Source organism: Pandoraea anhela, from assembly GCF_902459655.1.
GTDB classification, from domain to species: domain Bacteria; phylum Pseudomonadota; class Gammaproteobacteria; order Burkholderiales; family Burkholderiaceae; genus Pandoraea; species Pandoraea anhela.
This window is the reverse complement of sequence record NZ_CABPSB010000004.1, coordinates 41,964-63,383: the sequence shown is the minus strand read 5'-3', so window position 1 is coordinate 63,383 and position 21,420 is coordinate 41,964. Positions and strand designations below refer to the sequence as shown.

Sequence of the window (21,420 nt, the reverse complement as noted above, 5' to 3'; positions counted from 1 at the left end):
ATTTGCACGGACGCCGCCGTCGGGTAGCGTCTGGAAGGCCGGCCGCGATGCGTGTCGGCGAGGCTGAGGAGTCCAAGCGTTGTCCAAGTCGTCCACGCCGTTCGAATCTACGTCGCCGCAGGGTTCTGCCTCGGCGTCCCCGGCATCTGCCGCATCCCCTTCCCAGTTTTCCGATGCCGAGCGTCGTGCGCCGGCGGCGGCGGGCGTGCCGGGCTTCGGGGCGCTGGCCGGCGTCAAGGTGCTGGAACTCGGCACGCTCATCGCCGGCCCGTTTGCGGCGCGAATGCTCGGTGAGTTCGGCGCCGAGGTCATCAAGATCGAAGACCCGCAGCATGGCGATCCGCTGCGCAAGTGGCGCAAGCTGCATCCGGACGCCGGCGGTACGTCCCTTTGGTGGGCCGTGCAGGCGCGTAACAAGAAGTCGGTCACGATCAACCTGAAGTCGCCCGAAGGCCAGGAGATCTTGCGCAAGCTCGCCGCGCAGGCCGACATCGTCGTCGAGAATTTCCGTCCCGGCTTGCTCGAACGTTTCGGTCTGGGCTACGAACAGCTTTGCGCCGACAATCCCGGATTGGTGATGGTGCGCCTTTCCGGCTACGGTCAGACCGGCCCCTATCGCGACCGCCCCGGGTTTGGTGCGATCGCCGAATCGATGGGCGGGCTGCGCCACATCACCGGATATCCGGAATTGCCACCGCCGCGTATCGGTATTTCCATCGGCGACTCCATCGCGGCGTTGCACGGCGTGATCGGTGCGATGATGGCGCTGCACCACCGCAACGTGAGCGGCGGGCGAGGGCAGGTGGTCGACGTCGCGTTGTATGAGGCGGTGTTCAATCTGATGGAAAGCGTGGTGCCGGAGTACAGCGTTGCTGGCATGGTGCGCGAGCGCACGGGGGCGTCGCTGCCCGGCATCGTGCCGTCGAACACGTACCCGTGCGCGGACGGCATGATCGTCGTCGGCGGCAACAGCGATCCGATTTTCAAACGGTTGATGCATGCCATCGGTCGCGCCGACCTGGCCGAGGATCCGGGGTTGGCGCACAACGACGGGCGAGTGCCTCGCACGCAGGAGATCGACGAGGCCATTGGCGAATGGACACAGGCACGCGCCATCGACGAAGCATTGGCCGTCCTGCAAGGCGCGGATGTGCCGGCAAGCCGGATCTACACCGTGGCCGATATGTTCAAGGATCCGCAATTCATGGCGCGCCAGATGATCCAGCGTCATACGTTCCCGGACGGCACTCCGATCGATCTGCCGAACATCTCGCCGAAGCTCTCGGAAACCCCGGGACAGACCCAGTGGCTCGGGCCCGAACTGGGCGCGCACACGGACGAGGTGCTTGGGCAACTGGGTTATGATGCCGGGCAAATCAAGGCATTGCGCGAGAACGGCGTCATCTGAGACGCGACTACGCGCGGCACCACGAAGCGCGGCGCCCGTCGCGGCTCGTCAATACGGCACGTCGAACAAGTAAAGCAAGAACGCTGCAACCACGGAGACAACAACACCATGCAAAGACGTCAGTTCGTCACGGCACTGGCCGCCACCGGCCTGATCGGCGCAGGCATTCGTCCTGGCTTCGCGCAAAGCAAGCTGGAGAAGACCAAGGTCGCCATCGCGGTCGGCGGGAAGAACCTCTTCTATTACCTGCCTCTCACGATTGCCGAACGTCTGAACTATTTCAAGGATGAAGGGCTCGACGTCGAGATTTCGGATTTCGCAGGCGGTTCGAAGGCCCTGCAAGCGCTCGTCGGCGGTAGCGCCGATGTGGTCTCGGGGGCTTACGAACACACGATTTTGTTGCAGGCGAAGCATCAGTTCATCCGCGCCTTCGTGTTGCAGGGGCGTGCGCCGCAGATCGTCTTTGGCGTGTCGAACAAAACGATGCCGAATTACAAGTCGATTGCCGATCTGCGCGGCAAGAAGATCGGTGTGACGGCGCCTGGGTCGTCGACCAATATCATGGCCAACTTCGTGCTGGCCAAGGGCGGTATCAAGCCCAATGAGGTCGCCTTCGTCGGCGTGGGCGCATCGTCGGGCGCGCTGGCCGCGATCCGCTCGGGCAATATCGACGCCATCGTCAATCTTGATCCGGTGATCACCATGCTCGAGCGCGACAAGGAGATCCGCGTGATCTCGGACACGCGTACGCTCAAGGAAACGGTGTCGGTGTTCGGCGGCAACATGCCGGCCGGTTGCCTTTACACGAACGAATCGTTCATTCAGAAGAATCCGAACACGACACAGGCACTCACCAACGCGATGGTGCGCGCACTGCGCTGGCTCCAGACGGCAGGGCAGGCGGAACTCATCAAGACGGTGCCCGACGCATTCTTGCTCGGCGATCGTGCGTTGTATCTCGATGCTTGGGGCCGCGTGAAGGAGGCCATTTCACCGGACGGTCTGATTCCGGCGGACGGGCCGGCAACGGCGTTGCGCACGTTGCAGGCGTTCGACGAGACGGTCAAGGGCAAGCCGATCGATCTGTCCAAGACGTTCACGAACGAATTCACCAAGAAGGCCGACGCCAAGTACAAATGATGACTGCGCCGGCTCTGAGTTTCGACAATATTACGTGTACGTTCGTCGCTCGCGACGACCGCGCCAAGCGCTATACCGCCGTGGCCGACACGTCGCTCGACATCGCCCCGGGCGAATTCGTCTCGGTCGTGGGGCCCACGGGGTGCGGCAAGTCGACGCTGCTCAACGTTGCCGCCGGGTTGCTTGCGCCATCGTCCGGCTCGATCAAGGTGTTCGGCGAACCGCTCAAGGGAATCAACGCCCGCGCAGGCTATATGTTCCAGGCCGAAGCGCTGATGCCCTGGCGTAACGCCATCGACAATGTCACCGCCGGACTGGAGTTTCGCGGCGTCGAGGCGCAAGAGGCGAAGGCGCGCGGGCACGAGTGGCTCAAGCGTGTCGGGTTGGGGGGCTTCGGCGACCGCTACCCGCATCAGCTCTCCGGGGGCATGCGCAAGCGTGTGGCCATGGCGCAGACGTTGATTCTGGACCCGGACATTATCTTGATGGACGAGCCATTTTCGGCGCTCGACATTCAGACGCGTCAGTTGATGGAGAACGAGTTGCTGGAGTTGTGGGCGGCCAAGCGTCGTGCCGTGCTTTTCATCACGCACGATCTGGACGAGGCCATTGCCTTGTCCGACCGCGTGGTGGTGCTCGCGGCAGGACCGGGTACGCACCCGATCGGCGAATTCCGGATCGATCTGCCGCGTCCGCGCGATGTGGCGGAAATTCGGAATCACCCCCGCTTCACCGAGTTGCACGCCCAGATATGGGACGTTCTGCGCGAGGAAGTCCTCAAGGGCTACGCACAACAGTTAAAGGCGGTCTGAATCGTCATGTGGCAAATCGCTGGTTTTCTCATGGTCTCGCAGAGCTGGCTGAACTGGCCGGGTTGGCTCGACTGGATTGACTGGTTCGATTTGCCGGACGGCTTTGGCCTGTTCGATTGGCTGGTCTGACGACTCGGCCGGTCGTTCGTCTGATATTCCCGGAATTCGTTCGTTATGCGTAATCGTTCGTTCATGCGGCACTTGCGGTTGTGGCAATGGCTGCTGCTGGTCGCGGCTTTTCTCGTCTGGTACGTCCTCACGAGTCCGACGCTGCTGCCGGCGTTTTACTTCGACAGCCCCGACAAGGCGGCTTTCTTTTTCGGCGAGCCGCAAAAGGTCCTGCTCCAGATCTGGCAGTGGTTTGCCAGCGGTGAGATTTATCTGCACCTGGGGGTGACGTTGCTCGAAACGGTGCTGGCGTTCGCCATCGGTACCGTGTTCGGTCTGGCGGTGGGGTTGTGGCTGGCGCTGTCGCCAAGTGCCGGTGCGCTGCTTGACCCCTACATCAAGGCGGCCAACTCGATGCCGCGCGTGATTCTCGCGCCGATCTTCGGCGTGTGGTTCGGACTCGGCATCTGGTCGAAGGTCGCGCTCGGGGTGACGCTGGTGTTCTTCATCGTCTTCTTCAACGTGTATCAAGGCGTGAAGGAAGTCAGCCCGGTGGTGCTGGCCAACGCACGCATGCTCGGAGCGAACCAGCGCCAGTTGCTGCGCCGTGTGTATCTGCCCAGCGCGACGAGCTGGGTGTTCTCGAGTCTGCATAACTCGGTGGGTCTGGCGTTCGTCGGGGCGGTGGTCGGCGAGTACCTGGGGTCGTCGCGCGGCGTGGGTTATCTCATTTTGCAAGCGGAAGGCACGTTCGACATCAACGCGGTGATCGCCGGGGTACTCATTCTCACGGCATTCGCGCTGGTGCTGGACGGGCTCGTGGGTGTGGTGGAGCGGCGTTTGCTCGTCTGGCAGCCGCAGGCCGGGGAAACCGAAAAAATGTAACGGGATGTGACGGAATCCGGCGTCGATGCGACGCCGTTCCGTCCTTCGCGTTGCGGTCTCGAGGGCGTCTCGTCGGGGGGCGTAACGCGATCACGCATCGGGCAGGGACGAACGCCAAAGTTGCCGCGATGGCGTCATATCCGAGCACCTTTCCTCGGTTACAATTGCCGCATGCGAATCCTGCTCAGCAACGACGATGGGTATCAGGCGCCAGGTCTGGCCGCGCTCTACGAGGCGTTGGCACCGCTTGGCGACATTACCGTGGTGGCGCCCGAACAGAACTGTAGCGGTGCGTCCAACTCCCTGACCCTGCAACGACCGCTTTCCGTCTTCAAAGCGGCGAACGACTTTACCTTCATCAACGGCACACCGACCGATTGTGTCCACGTGGCGTTGACCGGGCTGCTCGATCAGCGCCCCGATATTGTGGTCTCCGGCATCAATAACGGCCAGAACATGGGCGAAGACACGCTCTATTCCGGCACTGTGGCCGCCGCCACCGAGGGATTTCTTTTCGGGATTCCTTCGTTCGCGTTCTCCCAGGTCAACAAAGGGTGGGATCATCTCGACAGTGCGGCCCGTGTAGCACGCGAGGTGGTGGAACGCTATATGGAGCGTCCGCTGGGCGCGCCGTTCTTGCTGAACGTCAATATTCCCAATTTGCCGTACGAGCGCCTTAAAGGTGCGCTTGCGACGCGCCTCGGGAAACGACATCAATCGCAGCCGGTCATCCGTCAGGAGAGTCCGCGCGGCGAACCGATTTACTGGATCGGCCCGGCCGGCGACGCTCGCGATAGCAGCGAAGGCACCGATTTCCACGCCGTGGCGCACGATTACGTCTCGGTCACCCCCTTGCAACTGGATCTCACGCATACCGCACGACTTGGCGTCGTGCACGATTGGCTGGCCAGCGCAGGGGTGGCCCAACGATGACGACACCGCCGAAGCGTTTTCCTCTCCCTCTGGCCGAAGTGATGACCCGCCGGCAGCGTAAGGCGCCGGTGCTCGACAAGGCATCGCGCGCGAGCCCCGCCGGGGCGCCGCCCGCTGCCATGACGCGCAAAGCGACGAACGGCACGGCAGCATCGGCAAAGCAGGGCGCGGGGAAGACGCCGGCGGTAAGCGGTAACGGCGGGCTGCGTGCGGCCTCCACGCCGATGGCGGGGGCGTCTGCGCGTCCCGCAGGGGCGCACACCGCGCACGCCGTGGTGCCCAAGGGGCTGGCGCGTCCGGCGGCGGCACCCCATGCGCAACCCGTACCGCACGGGGTGAAAAACCCGTCAAGGCCGGCGGCGAAAGGACAAGGGGCTGCCGCCATCCCGACGGGGGCGTCGGCAGGTGTCGCGGCGGGGCAAGGTCAAAGTCAGGGGCGGTCCGCGACGCCGGTAAAGTCGCCGTCCGGCACGCCAACCCGTGGGAACGGGGCTTCCGGCAGCAGTTCGCCCGATGGAATCGGTCTGACGTCGGAGCGCGTGCGTGCCCGCATGGCTGAACGCGTGGCGGCGTCGGGCGTCAAACACCCGGGCGTGCTGGCAGCGCTCGCGACGGTGCCGCGCCACGGATTCGTCGATGCGGCGTTAGCCAATCAGGCTTATGAAGACGCTGCGCTGCCCATCGGTCACGGACAGACGATTTCGAAGCCGTCGGTCGTGGGGCGCATGATCGAACTTCTGCTCGCGGGCGGGCGTCCCCTCGACAAGGTGCTGGAGATCGGCACCGGCTGCGGCTATCAGGCGGCGGTATTGTCGTGCGTGGCGAAAGACGTCTACTCGATCGAGCGGGTGCGGCCCTTGCACGAGCGCGCGAAGGCCAATCTTCGGCCGTTGCGCGTACCGAATATCCGCCTGCATTACGGCGATGGACGTCTGGGTCTGCCAGCGGTGGCGCCCTTCGACGGCATCGTGATTGCTGCGGCCGGCCTCGAGATTCCCGACGCGCTGGTCGATCAGCTTGCGGTGGGCGCGCGTCTTGTCGCGCCTGTGGGCGGAGAGCAACAAATTTTGACCCTCATCGAGCGCATCGGTGCGCGCCAGTGGCGCGAGACGCAGCTTGATAGGGTGTTATTCGTCCCCTTAAAATCGGGCATCATTTGAGCCCGTCGGGCCTATTCTGCGGAGGATTTGAGTGAATTTGCGAGCGGGTTTCCAACAACGCGTCGCCAGTGTCCTGTTGCTGAGCATGCTGGCAGCGTGCGCATCGCGACAAGTCGGCGCGCCGGTCGTCGACCGTACCGTAGGCGGTACGACGACCGACAGCACTGTGCCGGGCGCTTCTGCGCCCATCGTCGACAATACGCCGGTCCCGCCGGGGTACTACCGGGTCAAGCCGGGGGACCGCCTCTATCGCATTGCGTTGGAGAATGGCCAGAATTATCGCGATATCGCACGCTGGAACAATATTCAGAACCCGGACCAGATCGAAGTCGGTCAGGTGCTGCGTGTGAAGCCGCCTGCCGGCGACACCGGCACGCCGCTGCCGCCGCCGGTGGCCAGCACGCCGTCGTCGACCGGCAACAGCGCGGCTGCCGTGCCGCCCGCGGTCGTGACGCCGCCGCCCACGAGTTCGGCGGCCTCGGGCGCGCCGTCGGCCGTGTCCAGCGGCGAGCTGCAACTGTCCTGGCCTGCCACAGGCAGCGTCGTGGGGCGCTTCGACGATTCGAAGAACAAGGGCCTGAACATCTCGGGTAAGGCCGGTGAGCCTGTCTTTGCCGCCGGTGCCGGCAAAGTGGTGTACTCGGGCGCCGGCCTTCGCGGCTACGGCAATCTCATCATCATCAAACACGACGCCACCTTCTTGACGGCGTATGCACACAACAGCAAACTGTTGGTCAAGGAAGGCGACTCCGTCGCTCGGGGTCAGAGAATTGCCGAAATGGGTAACTCGGATGCAGATCGTGTCATGCTGCATTTCGAAGTGCGTAAGGACGGCAAGCCTGTAGATCCGATAAAGTATTTGCCGCCTCAATAAACTAGGCAGGGTCGAATGCTCAAGAGAAAGCGTCGCACTTCGCAAGAGGAAGACCTCGCTGCCCCGGAGACCGATCAGGACGTTGACGATCGGCAATCCCGGCAGGACGAGGACGTGGACGACGCTTTCGACGAGCGCGAGGCGGAGGACGACGACGCCTCGTCGTCCGACGGCGAGGCGGGCGAGGAAGGTGCCGGCACCAGTTCGGGGCGCAAGCGCAAGTCCGCCGACGCCGACGACTTCGGCACCGTGCTGCAGGCCGAACTCACGGCCGACACCGTTCAGCACTATCTCAATCGCATCAGTGTCAAACCGCTGCTCACGCCCGCGGAGGAGCTCGATTACTCCACGCGCGCGCAAGCCGGGGAGTTCGCGGCGCGTCAAGTCATGATCGAGCGCAACCTGCGCCTCGTGGTAAGCATCGCCAAGGGCTATCTCAATCGTGGGGTGCCATTGCTCGATCTGATCGAGGAGGGCAATCTCGGCCTGATGCACGCCATCGAGAAATTCGACCCGGGGCGCGGCTTCCGTTTCTCGACATACGCGACCTGGTGGATTCGTCAGAGTATCGAGCGCGCCATCATGAATCAGGCGCGTACGGTGCGCTTGCCGGTGCACGTCATTCGCGAACTCAATCAGGTGCTGCGGGCCAAGCGTCACCTCGAGAAAAGCGCGGCGTATGTCGACGGTGGCGAGCAGCGCGAGGCGAGCATCGAAGATATCGCCGATCTCACGGGCAAAACGCCTGAGGAAATCACCGATATTCTGGCCCTCAACGAGCATGTCGCATCGCTCGACGCGCCGCTCGACATCGACCCCGGCAGCAGTCTGCTCGACCTGCTCTCCGACGATCACAGCGAGGCGCCGGAGCAGGAAGTGCAGCATCGTGAGCTGGAAGACCTCATGCGGCTCTGGCTGTCACGGCTGTCGACCAAACATCGTTACGTCATCGAGCGCCGGTTCGGCCTGAACCGCGTGGAGCCTGCCACGCTGGAAGAACTGGCCGACGAAATGGGTCTCACACGCGAGCGCGTGCGCCAGATCCAGCAAGAGGCGCTCGTCAAACTCAAGCGCTATTTCGCGTCGAACGGCGTACGCAAAGACGCCGTGCTCTGACCGGCGACGAGCGTCACAGGCGCCGGCGTGCGTCGTTCGTCTGACGGCGCATCGCGATGATCCGCTGCGCGCGGCGGGCCTATCGGTGTCGAATGGCGGCACTTTCCGATTTTTCTTCTGAATTTCACCATGTCATCTCCCGTTCTCGTCTTCGATATTGAAACGATTCCCGATGTCGACGGCTTGCGCAAGCTTGAGCCTGCGTATGCCGGGCTGACGGACGACGCCGTTGCCGAAGCGGCGTTTGCGGCACGCCGCGAAAAAGTGGGGCACGAATTTATGCCGCTGCACTTGCACCGCGTGGCCGCGATCTCCTGCGTTTTTCGCGATCGCGACGGCTTTCGTGTGAAGTCACTGGGCACGCCCTCCGACGGGGAGGCGGCGCTTGTCTCCGGTTTCTATCGAACGATCGAGAAGTACGCGCCGCAACTCGTGTCATGGAACGGCGGTGGTTTCGATCTGCCGGTGCTGCACTATCGCGCGATGATTCACGGCATCTCCGCCCCGCGTTACTGGGATATGGGCGAGGACGACCGCGAGTTCAAGTGGAATAACTACATCAGCCGTTATCACCAGCGCCATCTGGATCTGATGGATTTGCTCGCGATGTATCAGGCGCGAGCAAATGCGCCGCTCGACGATCTCGCAAAGCTGTGCGGTTTCCCGGGCAAGCTCGGCATGGACGGCAGCAAGGTGTGGGAAGCGTATCGTGGCGGCAAGCTCGAAGAGATTCGGAATTACTGTGAGACGGACGTGGTGAATACGTATCTGGTGTATTGCCGTTACCAATTGATGCGCGGGGGTTTGCGTCAGGCCGAGTATGAGCAGGAGATCGAATTCGTGAAGCGATCGCTCGAACAGGAGCCGGCGGCGCACTGGAAGGAGTATCTCGGCGCGTGGGGATAATTCGCCCGAATTGCGAGAATTTCAGGGCGTGGTGTCTGGTCGTGAGGATTCGGTGAACACCCGCAGTGCGTGCGTCGCGGACGAATCGATTAAAATGCCGGGTTTGCTGTCGCATATGAGAACAAAGACGTGACCCGCTCCTCCCGAAACTCCTCGCGCAATCGGCCCAGCGCCGAGCCCGGCATTATCGATATCGAATCGCTCGACATGGAGGCGCGCGGCGTCGGCCGTACCGCGCCCGAGGGTGAACCGGGCACGCCGGAATTCAAACCCGGCAAGGTGATCTTCGTCGAAGGCGCGCTGCCGGGCGAGCGTGTCACTTACCTCAGCTACCGTCGAAAGCCCAAATTCGAGCAGGCAGAGGCGATCAGCGTGCTGCGCGCGAGCCCGATGCGCGCCAAGCCGCAGTGTCCGCACTTCGGCAAGTGCGGTGGTTGCTCCATGCAGCACCTCGAACCGCGCGCCCAGATCGCCATCAAGCAGCGCGTGCTCGAAGACAATCTCGCGCGTCTCGGGAAAGTGAAGGCCGAAGCGATGCTTCGGCCGATTCAAGGGCCGGATTGGGGGTATCGTTTCCGCGCGCGTCTCACGGTGCGCTATGTTCCCAAGAAGGGCGGCGTGCTGATCGGCTTTCACGAGCGCAAGAGCAGCTACGTGGCCGACATGGATTCATGCGAAGTGTTGCCGCGCCACGTATCCGACATGCTGGTACCGCTGCGTCGGCTGGTCGAGTCGTTGTCCATTCGGGAGCGCCTGCCGCAAATCGAGTTGGCGATCGGGGCCGACGTCACGGCGCTCGTGCTGCGAATTCTCGAACCGCTGACGCCCGCAGACGAAGACATTCTGCGTACGTTTGCCGATGCGAATCACGTGCAGTTCTGGGTGCAGCCGAAGGGGCCAGACACGGCGGTGCCGTTCTACCCGCTGGCGCCGGAGCTTCATTACACCCTGCCCGAATACCAGATTCGGATGCCGTTCAAGCCGACGGACTTCACGCAAGTCAATCACCAGATCAACCGTGTGCTTGTGCATCGTGCGCTGCGTCTGCTCGCGCCGCAATCGAACGAGCGGGTGCTCGATCTGTTCTGCGGACTCGGTAACTTCACGTTGCCGCTGGCGCGTCGCGCCGGCACCGTGATGGGGATCGAGGGCAGTACAGCATTGACGGAGCGCGCGCTGGCGAATGCGCAGCGTAACGGCGTGGCGGCGCGTACGGAATTCGCTTGCCGCAACCTGTTCGACATCACGGCAGACGACATCCGCGCGTTGGGCGCCTTCGATCGCTACCTGATCGATCCGCCGCGTGAGGGGGCGCTGGCCGTATCGAAGGCGCTCGCGGAACTGGCGCAACAAGGCTATGAAGGGCTGCCCAAGCGCATCGTCTACGTCTCGTGCAGCCCCGCAACGCTCGCGCGCGACGCCGGGTTGCTGGTGCACGAGGCCGGTTACCGTCTCACCCTCGCCGGTGTCGTGAACATGTTCCCGCACACCTCGCACGTCGAGTCGATGGCTGTTTTCGAGCACGAAAGTATCGGTCGTCCATGGGTGCCGCGTATCCGCGTATCGGCATTGGAGACGTCGGATGTGCCGGAGGGTGAGGTCGATGAGGCGGTTGAGGCAATTGCCGGAGCCGCCGGTGGCGACGGAGTGATTCACGACACCCCGGAAGCTTGAGCGTTACCCCGCGCCGACCTATTTTTCGGCGTCGACCAGAGAAAAAGCCAGCCCCGAAAGGGCTGGCTTCTTCTTTGGCGATCAGGCTGGCAGCGCGGAAAAGCTTGCGCTGCCAGTCACGACTTGCGCACGTTAGTTGCGATTGCCGCCCAGCACGCCGAGGATGGCGAGCAGGTTGGTAAAGATGTTGTACAGGTCGAGGTAAATCGCCAGCGTTGCGGTGACGTAGTTCGTCTCTCCGCCGTTCACCACGCGTTGCACGTCGAACAGGATGTACGCGGAGAAGATCGCGATGGCGAGCACCGATACCGTCAGCATCAGGGCCGGGAGTTGCAGCCAGATATTCGCGACCGACGCCAGCAGAATCACGATGACGCCCATGAACAGCCACTTGCCCAGCCCGCTGAAGTCGCGCTTGCTAACCGTGGCGACCGATGCCATCACCGTAAAGATCACGGCAGTGCCACCGAAGGCCAGCATGATGAGCGATGCGCCGTTCGAGAAGCCGAGCACGAAGCTCAGCAGTCGCGTGAGCATCAGGCCCATGAAGAACGTAAAGCCCAGCAGCAAGGCCACGCCAACGCCGCTGTTCTTGAAGCGCTCGATGGCGAACATGAAGCCGAAAGCGACGGCAAGGAACAGGATCACGCTCACCATCGGGCTGCCGGCGAACAGCGCGAAGCCGTAAGTCACCCCCAGCCAGGCGCCGGCGATCGTCGGCAGCATCGATAGCGCGAGCAGCCAATACGTATTGCGCAGTACCTTGTTGCGTACCTGTGCGGTCGAGACGCCACCCGTCCCACCGTAGCCGAAGCGTTGGAAATCCTGGTTCATATCTTGTGTTCTCCGTGGTCGTTGTGCCTGTTGGCGGGGCCGGCAGGCGCCTCATGACGCATACGATGACCGGCAACCCTGCCGGCGAATCCCCCGCAGCCGTGGATCCGGCTTGTCGTCGAAGCTCAAGCATACCGAAAGATGCCCGGTAAGGCGCTTGGACGATTCCTGAAATCTTTGGGCGAAAGCCTGAATTCCAATCTACCGTCTGCGTCTAAACCCTCCCACTTGGGGAAGGTACGGGAATCACATCCCGGCGTCCACTTCGCGAAAAGCCGGATCGTCCCGGCCGTCCTGCGTTTGAGCCGTATGCGCACTGTAGGTTCCATCCCCATCATAACAGCCTTCGTGCTACAATTACGGGTTCATGTTGTTTATATAACTGCTTAATTTTTTGGAGTTTTTCATGGCAGTCGAACGCACTTTGTCGATTATCAAGCCCGATGCCGTTGCCAAGAACGTGATCGGCCAGATTTACAGCCGCTTCGAAGCCGCAGGCCTGAAGATCGCCGCTGCCAAGCTGGTGCATCTGTCGCGCGCTGAAGCCGAGCAGTTCTACGCCGTCCACAAGGAGCGCCCGTTCTTCAAGGATCTGGTCGACTTCATGATCTCGGGTCCGGTGATGATTCAGGCGCTGGAAGGCGAAAACGCCATCGCGAAGAACCGCGAACTGATGGGCGCCACCGATCCGAAGAAGGCTGAGAAGGGCACGATCCGCGCCGACTTCGCCGACAGCATCGACGCCAACGCCGTGCACGGTTCGGACGCTCCCGAAACCGCCGCCGTGGAAGTGGCTTTCTTCTTCCCGGGCATGAACGTCTACTCGCGCTAAGCCGCGTATAGTCGTTCAATCGCAGGAAGTTACCGAAGGGATGTTGACGGACCAGGGCCATGACCAACCTTACGAATCTGCTTGATTACGATCCGGACGGTCTGGCCGCCTATTGCGGCACGCTCGGCGAGAAACCGTTCCGTGCCCGCCAGCTCCAGCGTTGGATCCACCAGATGGGCGCCGCCGATTTCGACGGCATGACCGATCTGGCCAAATCGCTGCGCGAAAAGTTGAAGACGCGTGCGAACATCGCCGCGCCTGCCGCCATTACCGATCACCTGTCGGCCGATGGCACGCGCAAATGGCTGCTGGACGTGGGTAACGGCAATGCCGTCGAGACCGTCTACATCCCCGAAGAGACGCGTGGCACGCTTTGTGTTTCGTCGCAAGCGGGCTGCGCCGTCAACTGCCGGTTCTGTTCGACCGGCAAGCAAGGGTTCTCGCGCAATCTGACGCTTGGCGAAATCATCGGTCAGTTGTGGATGGCCGAATTCGCGTTGCGTCGCGACCTCGGGCGCGAGGGCAAGAACGAGCGCGTCATCACCAACGTCGTGATGATGGGCATGGGTGAGCCGCTGCTCAACTTCGACAATGTCGTGGGGGCCATGCGCCTCATGCTCGATGACAACGCCTATGGGCTGTCGCGTCGTCGTGTGACGTTGTCGACCTCGGGTGTGGTGCCGATGATGGACCGCCTGGGCCGCGAACTGCCCGTGGCGCTGGCCGTCTCGCTGCACGCGCCGAACGATGCGCTGCGCGACGTGCTCGTGCCGCTCAACAAAAAATATCCGTTACGCGAACTGATGGGCGCTTGCGAACGCTACTTGGAAGTGGCGCCGCGCGATTTCATCACGTTCGAGTACTGCATGCTCGACGGTGTCAACGACACTGAAGCGCATGCGCGCGAGCTTGTCGCCCTGACGCGCGACGTGCCGTGCAAATTCAATCTGATCCCTTTCAATCCGTTCCCCGAATCCGGCCTGCTGCGCTCGAAGGATCCGCAGATCAAGCGTTTCGCACAGATTCTGCTCGACGCGGGTCTCGTCACGACCGTGCGTAAAACGCGCGGCGACGACATCGACGCGGCTTGTGGTCAGCTTGCCGGCGAAGTGCAGGATCGCACGCGGCTTGCGCAACGCGGCAAATTCGGGAAAATCGCGGTCGAGGTGCGAACCGTATGACGCGACGCATGGGCGGGCGTGGACCGTGGCGAGGGCCGTCGGCCCCGCTCGTACCATGCCGTGCGTCGGATCAGTCTTGCACTACAGCATTCCTTGCACGGGGTGCGGCTCATGCCCCGTGCGATTCCGTCAGTTCCTTGTCGCGTCTTCCGATGCGTCGCGCAGATCTTCATAACGCGCGCACGGCGGACGATGCAGCGGAGCTGTCGTCAGCATATCCTCAGCCGCTGCGGGCGGCTGCTTACGAACGGGGGCGTATCGATGGATAACCAGAATCAGGCGGATGCAGGCGGACAAGCCGGGGCTCAAGGCCAGGGGTTGCCGCAAGGAGCACCTGCCGGATGGGCTGAGCTGGGGGCGCAAGTGGGTGCGCAACTGGCCGCATTGCGTGAGAAGCGCGGCATGTCGATCGAAGACGTGTCGGCGCGCCTGAAAGTCTCCGTGCAAAAGCTCAAGCGTCTTGAGGCCGGCGAGTGGGACGCCTTGCCGGAAATGCCGTTCATTCAGGGCGTGGTGCGTAGCTACGCCCGCATGGTGGGCGGAGATCCCGAGCCGATGATCGAATCGCTGCGCCGTGTCAACGCAACGCCGCATACCCCCATCGATATTCCGCAACCCCAGTCGGGGCAGCCGAGCATCCCGAAAAGCCCGGTGCGTTTCCGCTCTCCGGTCGCCGCATCGCAAGCGAAGTGGCCGTGGGCCCTGGCGGCGCTCGTGCTGATCGCCGGTGCTGCATGGTATTTCGGTAACAGCCATAAGGGCGGACGTGGCGGGATCGAGCCTGCGGAGCTGGCAAGCGGCGCGTCGGCGCAGGGCACGACGGAGGCGGCGGAGCCGGCGAGCCAGCCGGTCGTCGCGGATGCGAACGGTACGCCGCCGGGCGCGGATGGTGCGACTGGCACGAATGCCGCGAATAACGGGAATACGGAAAGTACGGTCAATAACGCGTCGGCCAGTGCGGCCGCCGCAGGCCCGGGCCTGATTGCGGCGGTCGATCCGACGCACGTGGTTGCCGGGCTGGCAAGTGCCGCCGCCGCGCCGGTCGCGGCATCGGCGGCGCCGGCCGACGCGAAGGCGTCGAGTGCTGGGGCGCCGGGCAATGGCAAGATTGCGTTGCGCCTGAAGGCGGACAGTTGGGTCGAGGTGCGCTCGAAGGACGGCAAGGTGCTGTTCTCCCAACTGATGCGTGCCGGCGCCGAACAGGAAATTACGGGCGATACGCCGTTCAAGGTCGTGGTGGGTAACGTCGCGGGCGTCGAGTCGCTGGAATTCAACGGTCAACCGGTCGAGATCAAGTCCCGCAATGCGGGCAATGTGGCGCGTTTGACGCTCCAGTAAGACCGAAAGAGGGGAATCATGGCTTCTGTAGAATGCATGCCGATCATCGGTGGTCCGGCCCCCCGTCGCAAGTCCCGTAAAGTCGGGATTCGCTGGGGCGGCCAGCTTGTGACGGTCGGCGGCGATTCGCCGATTCGCGTGCAATCGATGACCAATACCGACACCGAAGACGTGATCGGCACGGCCATTCAAGTCAAGGAACTGGCGCAGGCGGGGTCGGAACTCGTGCGTATCACGGTGAATACGCCGGAAGCGGCGGCTGCCGTGCCCGAGATTCGTAACCAGCTCGACCGCATGGGCGTGATGGTGCCGCTGGTCGGCGACTTCCATTACAACGGTCATACGTTGCTCGCCGACTATCCGGCGTGCGCCGAAGCGTTGTCGAAGTACCGCATCAATCCGGGTAACGTCGGCAAGGGTGCGAAGCGCGACACGCAGTTCGCGCAGATGATCGAAATGGCGATCAAGTACGACAAGCCGGTCCGTATCGGTGTGAACTGGGGCAGTCTGGATCAGACGCTGCTCGCTCGCATCATGGACGAGAATGCCGCTCGCGCCACGCCGTGGGATGCCCAAAGCGTGATGTACGAAGCGCTCATCACGTCGGCGCTGGAGTCGGCGGAACTGGCGCAACGTGTCGGTTTGTCGGCCGACAAGATTCTGCTCTCGTGCAAGGTGAGCGCGGTGCAGGACCTGATCGCCGTGTATCGCGAGTTGTCCCGGCGCTGCGATTATGCGTTGCACCTCGGACTGACCGAAGCCGGTATGGGGTCGAAGGGCATCGTGGCCTCGACTGCAGCGCTGTCGGTGTTGCTGCAGGAAGGAATCGGCGACACGATCCGTATTTCGCTCACGCCGGAACCGGGCGGCGCGCGTACCGGCGAAGTCGTGGTGGCGCAGGAAATCCTGCAGACGATGGGCTTGCGTGCGTTTGCGCCGATGGTCATCGCGTGTCCCGGATGCGGCCGCACGACGAGCACGGTGTTCCAGGAACTGGCGGCAAGTATTCAGAAATATCTTCGTGAACAAATGCCGGTGTGGAAGGCTCAATATCCTGGCGTCGAGAACATGAACGTCGCGGTCATGGGTTGCATCGTGAACGGCCCGGGCGAGTCGAAGCACGCGAACATCGGCATCAGTTTGCCGGGTTCGGGCGAATCGCCGGCGGCGCCGGTGTTCGTCGACGGTGAAAAGGTGCGCACGCTGCGCGGCGACCATATCGCGGAAGAGTTCCAGCAGATCGTCGACGACTACGTGAAGACCCATTACGGTCAGGCCGAAGGAGCGGTTGCCGCATAAACCGGCATTCCGGCAGCACGCCTGCGGTATGCAGGCAGAACACAAGAGAATATGACTGACGCAAAGAAGAATCGCCTCGCCAAACTGGCCGGGGTCAAAGGCATGAACGACATCCTCCCGCAGGACGAAGCCCTGTGGGAGTTTTTCGAGGAATCGGTGCGCGCGATGTTGCGCGCGTACGGCTATCAGCAGATCCGTACGCCGATTCTCGAGCAGACGCAGCTGTTCACGCGCGGGATTGGCGAGGTGACGGACATCGTCGAAAAGGAGATGTACAGCTTCACCGACGCGCTCAATGGCGAGCATCTGACGATGCGCCCGGAAGGCACCGCAGCTGCCGTGCGCGCAACCCTCGAGCACAATCTGCTGTACAGCGGTCCGAAGCGTCTGTGGTACTTCGGCCCGATGTTCCGCCACGAGAAACCGCAACGCGGCCGCTACCGTCAGTTCCATCAGGTGGGGGTGGAAGCGCTCGGCCTGGCGGGGCCGGATGCGGACGTCGAAATCATTCTGATGTGTCAGCGCCTGTGGGACGACCTGGGGCTGACCGGCATCCACCTGCAATTGAACTCGCTGGGGCAGGGCGAAGAACGTGCACGTCACCGTGCCGATCTGATCGCTTACCTCGAGAAGCACGTCGATCTGCTGGATGAAGACGGCAAGCGCCGTCTTTACACGAACCCGCTGCGCGTGCTCGATACGAAGAACCCGGCAATGCAGGAGATGGTCGAAGGCGCGCCGAAGCTCATCGATTACCTCGGCGAAGCGTCGATCAAGCACTTCGAAGGCGTGCAGTCGCTGCTCAAGGCGAACAACATTCCGTTCACGATCAATCCGCGTCTGGTGCGCGGCCTGGATTATTACAATCTGACCGTGTTCGAGTGGGTGACGGACAAGCTGGGTGCGCAGGGCACGGTGGCCGGTGGCGGTCGCTACGACCCCCTCATCGAGCAACTCGGCGGCGACGCCACGCCGGCGTGCGGCTGGGCGATGGGCGTCGAACGTATTCTAGAACTGCTGCGCGAAGACGATCTCGTGCCGCAGGCCGAAGGCGCCGATGTCTATGTCGTGCATCAGGGCGAGTCTGCGGTGGCGCCCGCGCTGATCGCGGCCGAGCGCATGCGCGATGCCGGGTTGAACGTCGTGTTCCATTGCAGTCCCGATGGCAAGAGCGGGAGCTTCAAGTCGCAAATGAAGCGTGCGAACGCCAGCGGTGCGAACTTCGCGGTCATCATCGGTGAAAACGAAGTGGCTTCGGGCACTGCCGAAGTCAAGCATCTGCGTGCTGCCGATCAGGCAAACAACCAGACGAGTGTGCCGTTCGACGGACTCGCCGAGTACCTGATCGACGCCATCGTCGCCAGTGCCGACGAAAGCGTGAACGAAAGCCTGGCCGAAGATGGTCCGGGCAGCAACGAAACCCTTCATTAATTCAAGACGCCAGACACGGAGAATACCGGCGAATGAGCAGCTATCACGAGGAACAGGAACAGATCGAGAACGTAAAGGCCTGGTGGAAGCAGTACGGCAATTACGTTATCTGGACGCTCGTCGTCATCATGCTGGCCTATGGCGGCTGGAACCTTTGGCGCTATTACGAGCGTAAGCAAACGGTGGAAGCCGGCGTGCTGTACGGCGAGCTTGAAAACGCCATCAATGCGAAGGACAAGGCGAAGGTCACTCGCATTGCGTCGGACATGGAGAGCAAGTTCAGCGGTACGCCGTATGCGCAAATGACCGCGCTGCTGGCTGCCAGAACGCTGTCCGACAGCGGTGACGCAGCGGGGGCGAAGGCCCAGTTGCAATGGGCGGTGTCGAACGCCAGGGACGACGAGTACAAGCAACTGGCCAAGCTGCGCCTGGCGGGTGTGTTGCTCGACGAGAAGGCTTACGACGAAGCGCTCAAGTTGCTCGACAACCCGCCGGCGCCGTATGCCGGGCTGTTCGCGGATCGTCGTGGCGACGTGCTCGTCGCACAGAGCAAGGTGGCCGACGCGCGCACGGCTTACAAACTGGCGCTCGACAAGCTCGACAAGCAGGATTCGGGCATGCGTCAGTTCGTTCAGTTCAAGCTCGACGCGCTGGGGGCCTGACGCGCGTGCGCATTCCGTTGGCAAGTATTACCCTCCCATAACGCATAACCGGGTACATGATGATCCTTAACGACTTCCGTCGATCGATGCCGCAAACGATGGCCACGTCACAGTCCTCGCAGGTCGCTCAGGCGGTCTCGCCGCGCCGCGGCATTTACAAGCGTGCGAGCACTGCGGTGCTGACGCTGGCAGTGCTGGGCACGCTGGGTGGTTGCGGGCTCTTCGGCAGCAAGCCGGCGCATGAGCCGACACCGCTCACGGAGATCAAGCAGGCGCTGACCGTCAAGCAGATCTGGACGGCGAGCGTTGGCAAGTCCGGTGCGTACAGCTTCGGGCCGGTCGCCGTGGGCAACGCTGTCTTCGCGGCGGGGGCCAATGGAAGTGTGGTGCGTGTGGATGCCGAGACGGGAGCGTCGAACTGGTCGACCAAGGCCGATACGGATATCACTGCCGGGCCGGGCAGCGATGGTGAAACGACGGTTGTCGCAACGCATAAGGGCGACGTCATCGCATTCGATCACGACGGCAAGCCGGCATGGAAGGCCAACGCGGGCAGCGAAGTGCTGACCGCACCGCTGGTCGGGCGTGGTCTGGTCGTGGTGCGTGCCATCAACAACCGTGTCACGGCGTTCGATTCGAGCACCGGTTCGGTGCGTTGGTCGTATTCTCAGCCGTCGACGACGCTCACGCTGCGTACCGGTACGGGCATGACGTTCCTGGGCGATCGCTCGGTGATCACCGGTTTCCCGGGCGGCAAGCTGGTGGCGCTCGACGCCAATACGGGCAACCCGCAGTGGATTACGCCGCTGTCGTATCCGAAGGGCGTGACCGAGGTCGAGCGCGTGAATGACGTAACGGGCACGCCGGTCGTGTTCGGTCGCCAGGTGTGTGGCGCGACGTTCCAGGGGCGTGTGGGTTGCGCCGACGTGCAGACGGGCAATGGCCTGTGGGCGCGTGACTTCTCGTCGCCGAACGGTGTGACGCAGGACGAACGTGTGGTCGCAGCGGTCAATACCGATGGCGCCGTGTACGCGTTCAACGCTGCCGATGGCAGTACACTGTGGCAGAACGACAAGCTCAAGTATCGCGATCTGTCGGCGCCGTTGGCGCTTGGCCGCGTCGTGGTCGTGGGCGACAAGCAGGGTTATCTGCATTTCCTGTCGCGTGACAACGGCGAGTTCCTTGCCCGCGTCAAGCTGAGCGGCGCCATCAGCGCGCAGCCGGTGATCGCTGGCCAGACGCTGGTGGTGCAGACCCGCGATGGCAATATTTATGGCTTCCGTCCGGAATAACCGGTAACCGGCAAGCACCCGGGCAACTTCCGGGAACGGCCGGCAGCGCGCCGGCCGTCTTCGTTTTTAGGGCTTATTCATGAAACCCTTGATCGCGCTCGTAGGGCGCCCCAACGTCGGCAAATCGACGCTATTCAACCGTTTGACCCGCTCGCGCGACGCGCTCGTCGCCGACATGCCCGGGCTCACGCGCGACCGTCACTATGGCGAGGGGCGCGTTGGCGAGCATCCGTATCTCGTGATCGATACCGGTGGCTTCGAACCCGTGGCCAAAGACGGCATTTTCCACGAGATGGCCAAGCAGACGCGGCAGGCCGTGGTCGAAGCCGATGTGGTGATCTACATCGTAGATGGTCGTCAGGGGCTCACGCCGCAGGACCAGATCATTGCGGACTACCTGCGCAAGACGGGGCGAAAGATCATGCTCGTGGTCAACAAGGCCGAGGGCATGAAGTACACCACGGTCGCGAACGACTTTTATGAGCTCGGTCTCGGTGATCCGCTGGCGATTTCGGCCGCTCACGGCGACGGCGTAAAGGAAGTCATCGACGAAGCGATTGCGCCGTTCTACGCGAATCCGGACGAGAACGAGGACGACGACAAGAACGACGGTCGGGTCAAGATCGCCATCGTCGGGCGTCCGAACGTCGGCAAGTCGACGCTGGTAAATACGCTGCTTGGCGAAGAGCGCGTGATCGCTTTCGACATGCCGGGCACCACGCGCGATTCGATTCATATCGACTTCGAGCGGCAGGGCAAGCATTACACGCTGATCGATACGGCGGGTTTGCGCCGTCGGGGTAAGGTGTTCGAGGCGATCGAGAAGTTCTCGGTTGTGAAAACGCTGCAATCGATCGCCGATGCGAACGTCGTGATTCTCATGCTCGACGCCCGTCAGGATATTTCCGATCAGGATGCGCACATCGCCGGCTTCATTCTCGAGTCGGGCCGTGCCGTGGTCGTTGGCGTGAACAAGTGGGACGGGCTGGACGAGTACACGCGCGACCAGGCCAAGCAGGAGCTGGAGCGAAAGCTTAAATTCCTCGGTTTTGCGAACTTCCACTTCATTTCCGCCGCCAAGGCGACCGGTATCGGTCCGCTGATGCGTTCGGTGGACGAAGCGTACGCGGCGGCGATGAGCAAGCTGCCCACGCCGAAGCTGACGAAGGCGCTTATCGAGGCGGTCGAGCACCAGCAACCACGCCGTTCCGGCTTCTCGCGTCCCAAGCTGCGCTACGCACACCAAGGGGGCTCGAATCCGCCCATCATCGTCATTCACGGGAATAGTCTGGATGGTGTGACCGATAGCTATCGTCGCTACCTGGAGAACCGTTTCCGCGAAACTTTTAAGTTGAAGGGCACTCCATTACGCATAGAGTTCCGCAACAGCGCGAACCCTTACGCCAAGGGCGAGTGAAAGCCGGCCCGGGGCGGGGTTTTGCTGGCGACGCTAGCAAAATCGGCTATAGTGTGGAAGTCAGGGTGGGAAGCGCGCACACGCCCTGGCTTACGGTCATTTGCTAAAAATACAATGG

At 62.6% G+C, this 21,420-nt stretch carries 20 protein-coding genes; 19 read left to right on the top strand and 1 reads right to left on the bottom strand.

All coding sequences use genetic code 11. The features are described 5' to 3' along the window. Window positions 1-205: 205 nt before the first annotated feature. The 11 genes from PAN31108_RS07600 to rlmD all read left to right on the top strand — a co-directional run bounded on the left by PAN31108_RS07600 (window position 206) and on the right by rlmD (window position 11,016). Complete coding sequence (locus PAN31108_RS07600; RefSeq protein WP_150668501.1) at window positions 206-1,408, top strand: CaiB/BaiF CoA transferase family protein; 1,203 nt, start codon at window positions 206-208, stop codon at window positions 1,406-1,408. A 108-nt stretch (window positions 1,409-1,516) separates the two neighbouring features. Further along, window positions 1,517-2,548 (top strand): ABC transporter substrate-binding protein, encoded by a 1,032-nt coding sequence (locus PAN31108_RS07595; RefSeq protein WP_150668282.1) that lies wholly within the window; start codon window positions 1,517-1,519, stop codon window positions 2,546-2,548. Next, a complete protein-coding gene (locus PAN31108_RS07590; RefSeq protein WP_150668500.1) occupies window positions 2,548-3,360 on the top strand; it encodes an ABC transporter ATP-binding protein in 813 nt (270 codons plus the stop codon). Before PAN31108_RS07595 ends, PAN31108_RS07590 begins: the two co-directional genes overlap by 1 nt. 6 nt (window positions 3,361-3,366) lie before the next feature. Continuing rightward, window positions 3,367-3,489, top strand: a complete 123-nt coding sequence (locus tag PAN31108_RS26985; protein ID WP_281350046.1) for a hypothetical protein — start codon at window positions 3,367-3,369, stop codon at window positions 3,487-3,489. Window positions 3,490-3,534: 45 nt separating this feature from the next. Further along, window positions 3,535-4,353 (top strand): ABC transporter permease, encoded by an 819-nt coding sequence (locus PAN31108_RS07585; protein ID WP_150668281.1) that lies wholly within the window; start codon window positions 3,535-3,537, stop codon window positions 4,351-4,353. A 171-nt stretch (window positions 4,354-4,524) separates the two neighbouring features. Continuing rightward, window positions 4,525-5,286 (top strand): 5'/3'-nucleotidase SurE, encoded by a 762-nt coding sequence (gene surE, locus PAN31108_RS07580; protein ID WP_150668280.1) that lies wholly within the window; start codon window positions 4,525-4,527, stop codon window positions 5,284-5,286. Continuing rightward, window positions 5,283-6,446 (top strand): protein-L-isoaspartate(D-aspartate) O-methyltransferase, encoded by a 1,164-nt coding sequence (locus tag PAN31108_RS07575; RefSeq protein WP_150668279.1) that lies wholly within the window; start codon window positions 5,283-5,285, stop codon window positions 6,444-6,446. Before surE ends, PAN31108_RS07575 begins: the two co-directional genes overlap by 4 nt. A gap of 85 nt (window positions 6,447-6,531) precedes the next feature. After that, the gene (locus PAN31108_RS07570; RefSeq protein ID WP_150668499.1) at window positions 6,532-7,320 is read left to right on the top strand and encodes a peptidoglycan DD-metalloendopeptidase family protein; all 789 of its coding nucleotides are present in this window, start codon (window positions 6,532-6,534) and stop codon (window positions 7,318-7,320) included. Window positions 7,321-7,335: 15 nt separating this feature from the next. Further along, window positions 7,336-8,436, top strand: coding sequence for an RNA polymerase sigma factor RpoS (gene rpoS, locus PAN31108_RS07565; RefSeq protein WP_150668278.1), 1,101 nt, complete (start codon window positions 7,336-7,338; stop codon window positions 8,434-8,436). 129 nt (window positions 8,437-8,565) lie between these two features. After that, window positions 8,566-9,342 (top strand): 3'-5' exonuclease, encoded by a 777-nt coding sequence (locus PAN31108_RS07560; RefSeq protein WP_150668277.1) that lies wholly within the window; start codon window positions 8,566-8,568, stop codon window positions 9,340-9,342. Window positions 9,343-9,471: 129 nt separating this feature from the next. Beyond that, the gene (rlmD, locus tag PAN31108_RS07555; protein WP_281350045.1) at window positions 9,472-11,016 is read left to right on the top strand and encodes a 23S rRNA (uracil(1939)-C(5))-methyltransferase RlmD; all 1,545 of its coding nucleotides are present in this window, start codon (window positions 9,472-9,474) and stop codon (window positions 11,014-11,016) included. 132 nt (window positions 11,017-11,148) lie between these two features. Here rlmD and PAN31108_RS07550 read toward each other — a convergent pair whose 3' ends face one another. Then, complete coding sequence (locus tag PAN31108_RS07550; protein WP_044455381.1) at window positions 11,149-11,850, bottom strand: Bax inhibitor-1/YccA family protein; 702 nt, start codon at window positions 11,848-11,850, stop codon at window positions 11,149-11,151. Window positions 11,851-12,256: 406 nt separating this feature from the next. On the opposite strand from PAN31108_RS07550, the gene ndk reads away from it, so the two are divergent. From ndk to der, 8 genes are all read left to right on the top strand, one after another. Further along, the gene (gene ndk / locus PAN31108_RS07545) at window positions 12,257-12,682 is read left to right on the top strand and encodes a nucleoside-diphosphate kinase (protein ID WP_150668276.1); all 426 of its coding nucleotides are present in this window, start codon (window positions 12,257-12,259) and stop codon (window positions 12,680-12,682) included. Window positions 12,683-12,741: 59 nt separating this feature from the next. Further along, on the top strand, window positions 12,742-13,863 hold the full coding sequence (gene rlmN / locus PAN31108_RS07540; RefSeq protein ID WP_150668275.1) for a dual-specificity RNA methyltransferase RlmN: 1,122 nt from the start codon (window positions 12,742-12,744) through the stop codon (window positions 13,861-13,863). Window positions 13,864-14,124: 261 nt separating this feature from the next. Further along, window positions 14,125-15,201, top strand: a complete 1,077-nt coding sequence (locus tag PAN31108_RS07535) for a helix-turn-helix domain-containing protein (protein WP_174994891.1) — start codon at window positions 14,125-14,127, stop codon at window positions 15,199-15,201. Between the two features lie 18 nt (window positions 15,202-15,219). Continuing rightward, a complete protein-coding gene (gene ispG, locus PAN31108_RS07530; protein ID WP_150668273.1) occupies window positions 15,220-16,500 on the top strand; it encodes a flavodoxin-dependent (E)-4-hydroxy-3-methylbut-2-enyl-diphosphate synthase in 1,281 nt (426 codons plus the stop codon). 51 nt (window positions 16,501-16,551) lie between these two features. After that, the gene (hisS, locus tag PAN31108_RS07525) at window positions 16,552-17,931 is read left to right on the top strand and encodes a histidine--tRNA ligase (protein WP_150668272.1); all 1,380 of its coding nucleotides are present in this window, start codon (window positions 16,552-16,554) and stop codon (window positions 17,929-17,931) included. A gap of 32 nt (window positions 17,932-17,963) precedes the next feature. After that, on the top strand, window positions 17,964-18,593 hold the full coding sequence (locus PAN31108_RS07520; protein WP_150668271.1) for a YfgM family protein: 630 nt from the start codon (window positions 17,964-17,966) through the stop codon (window positions 18,591-18,593). Window positions 18,594-18,691: 98 nt separating this feature from the next. After that, on the top strand, window positions 18,692-19,885 hold the full coding sequence (gene bamB, locus PAN31108_RS07515; RefSeq protein WP_174994902.1) for an outer membrane protein assembly factor BamB: 1,194 nt from the start codon (window positions 18,692-18,694) through the stop codon (window positions 19,883-19,885). 79 nt (window positions 19,886-19,964) lie between these two features. Continuing rightward, window positions 19,965-21,302, top strand: a complete 1,338-nt coding sequence (der, locus tag PAN31108_RS07510; RefSeq protein ID WP_150668269.1) for a ribosome biogenesis GTPase Der — start codon at window positions 19,965-19,967, stop codon at window positions 21,300-21,302. The last annotated feature ends 118 nt before the right edge of the window (window positions 21,303-21,420 follow it).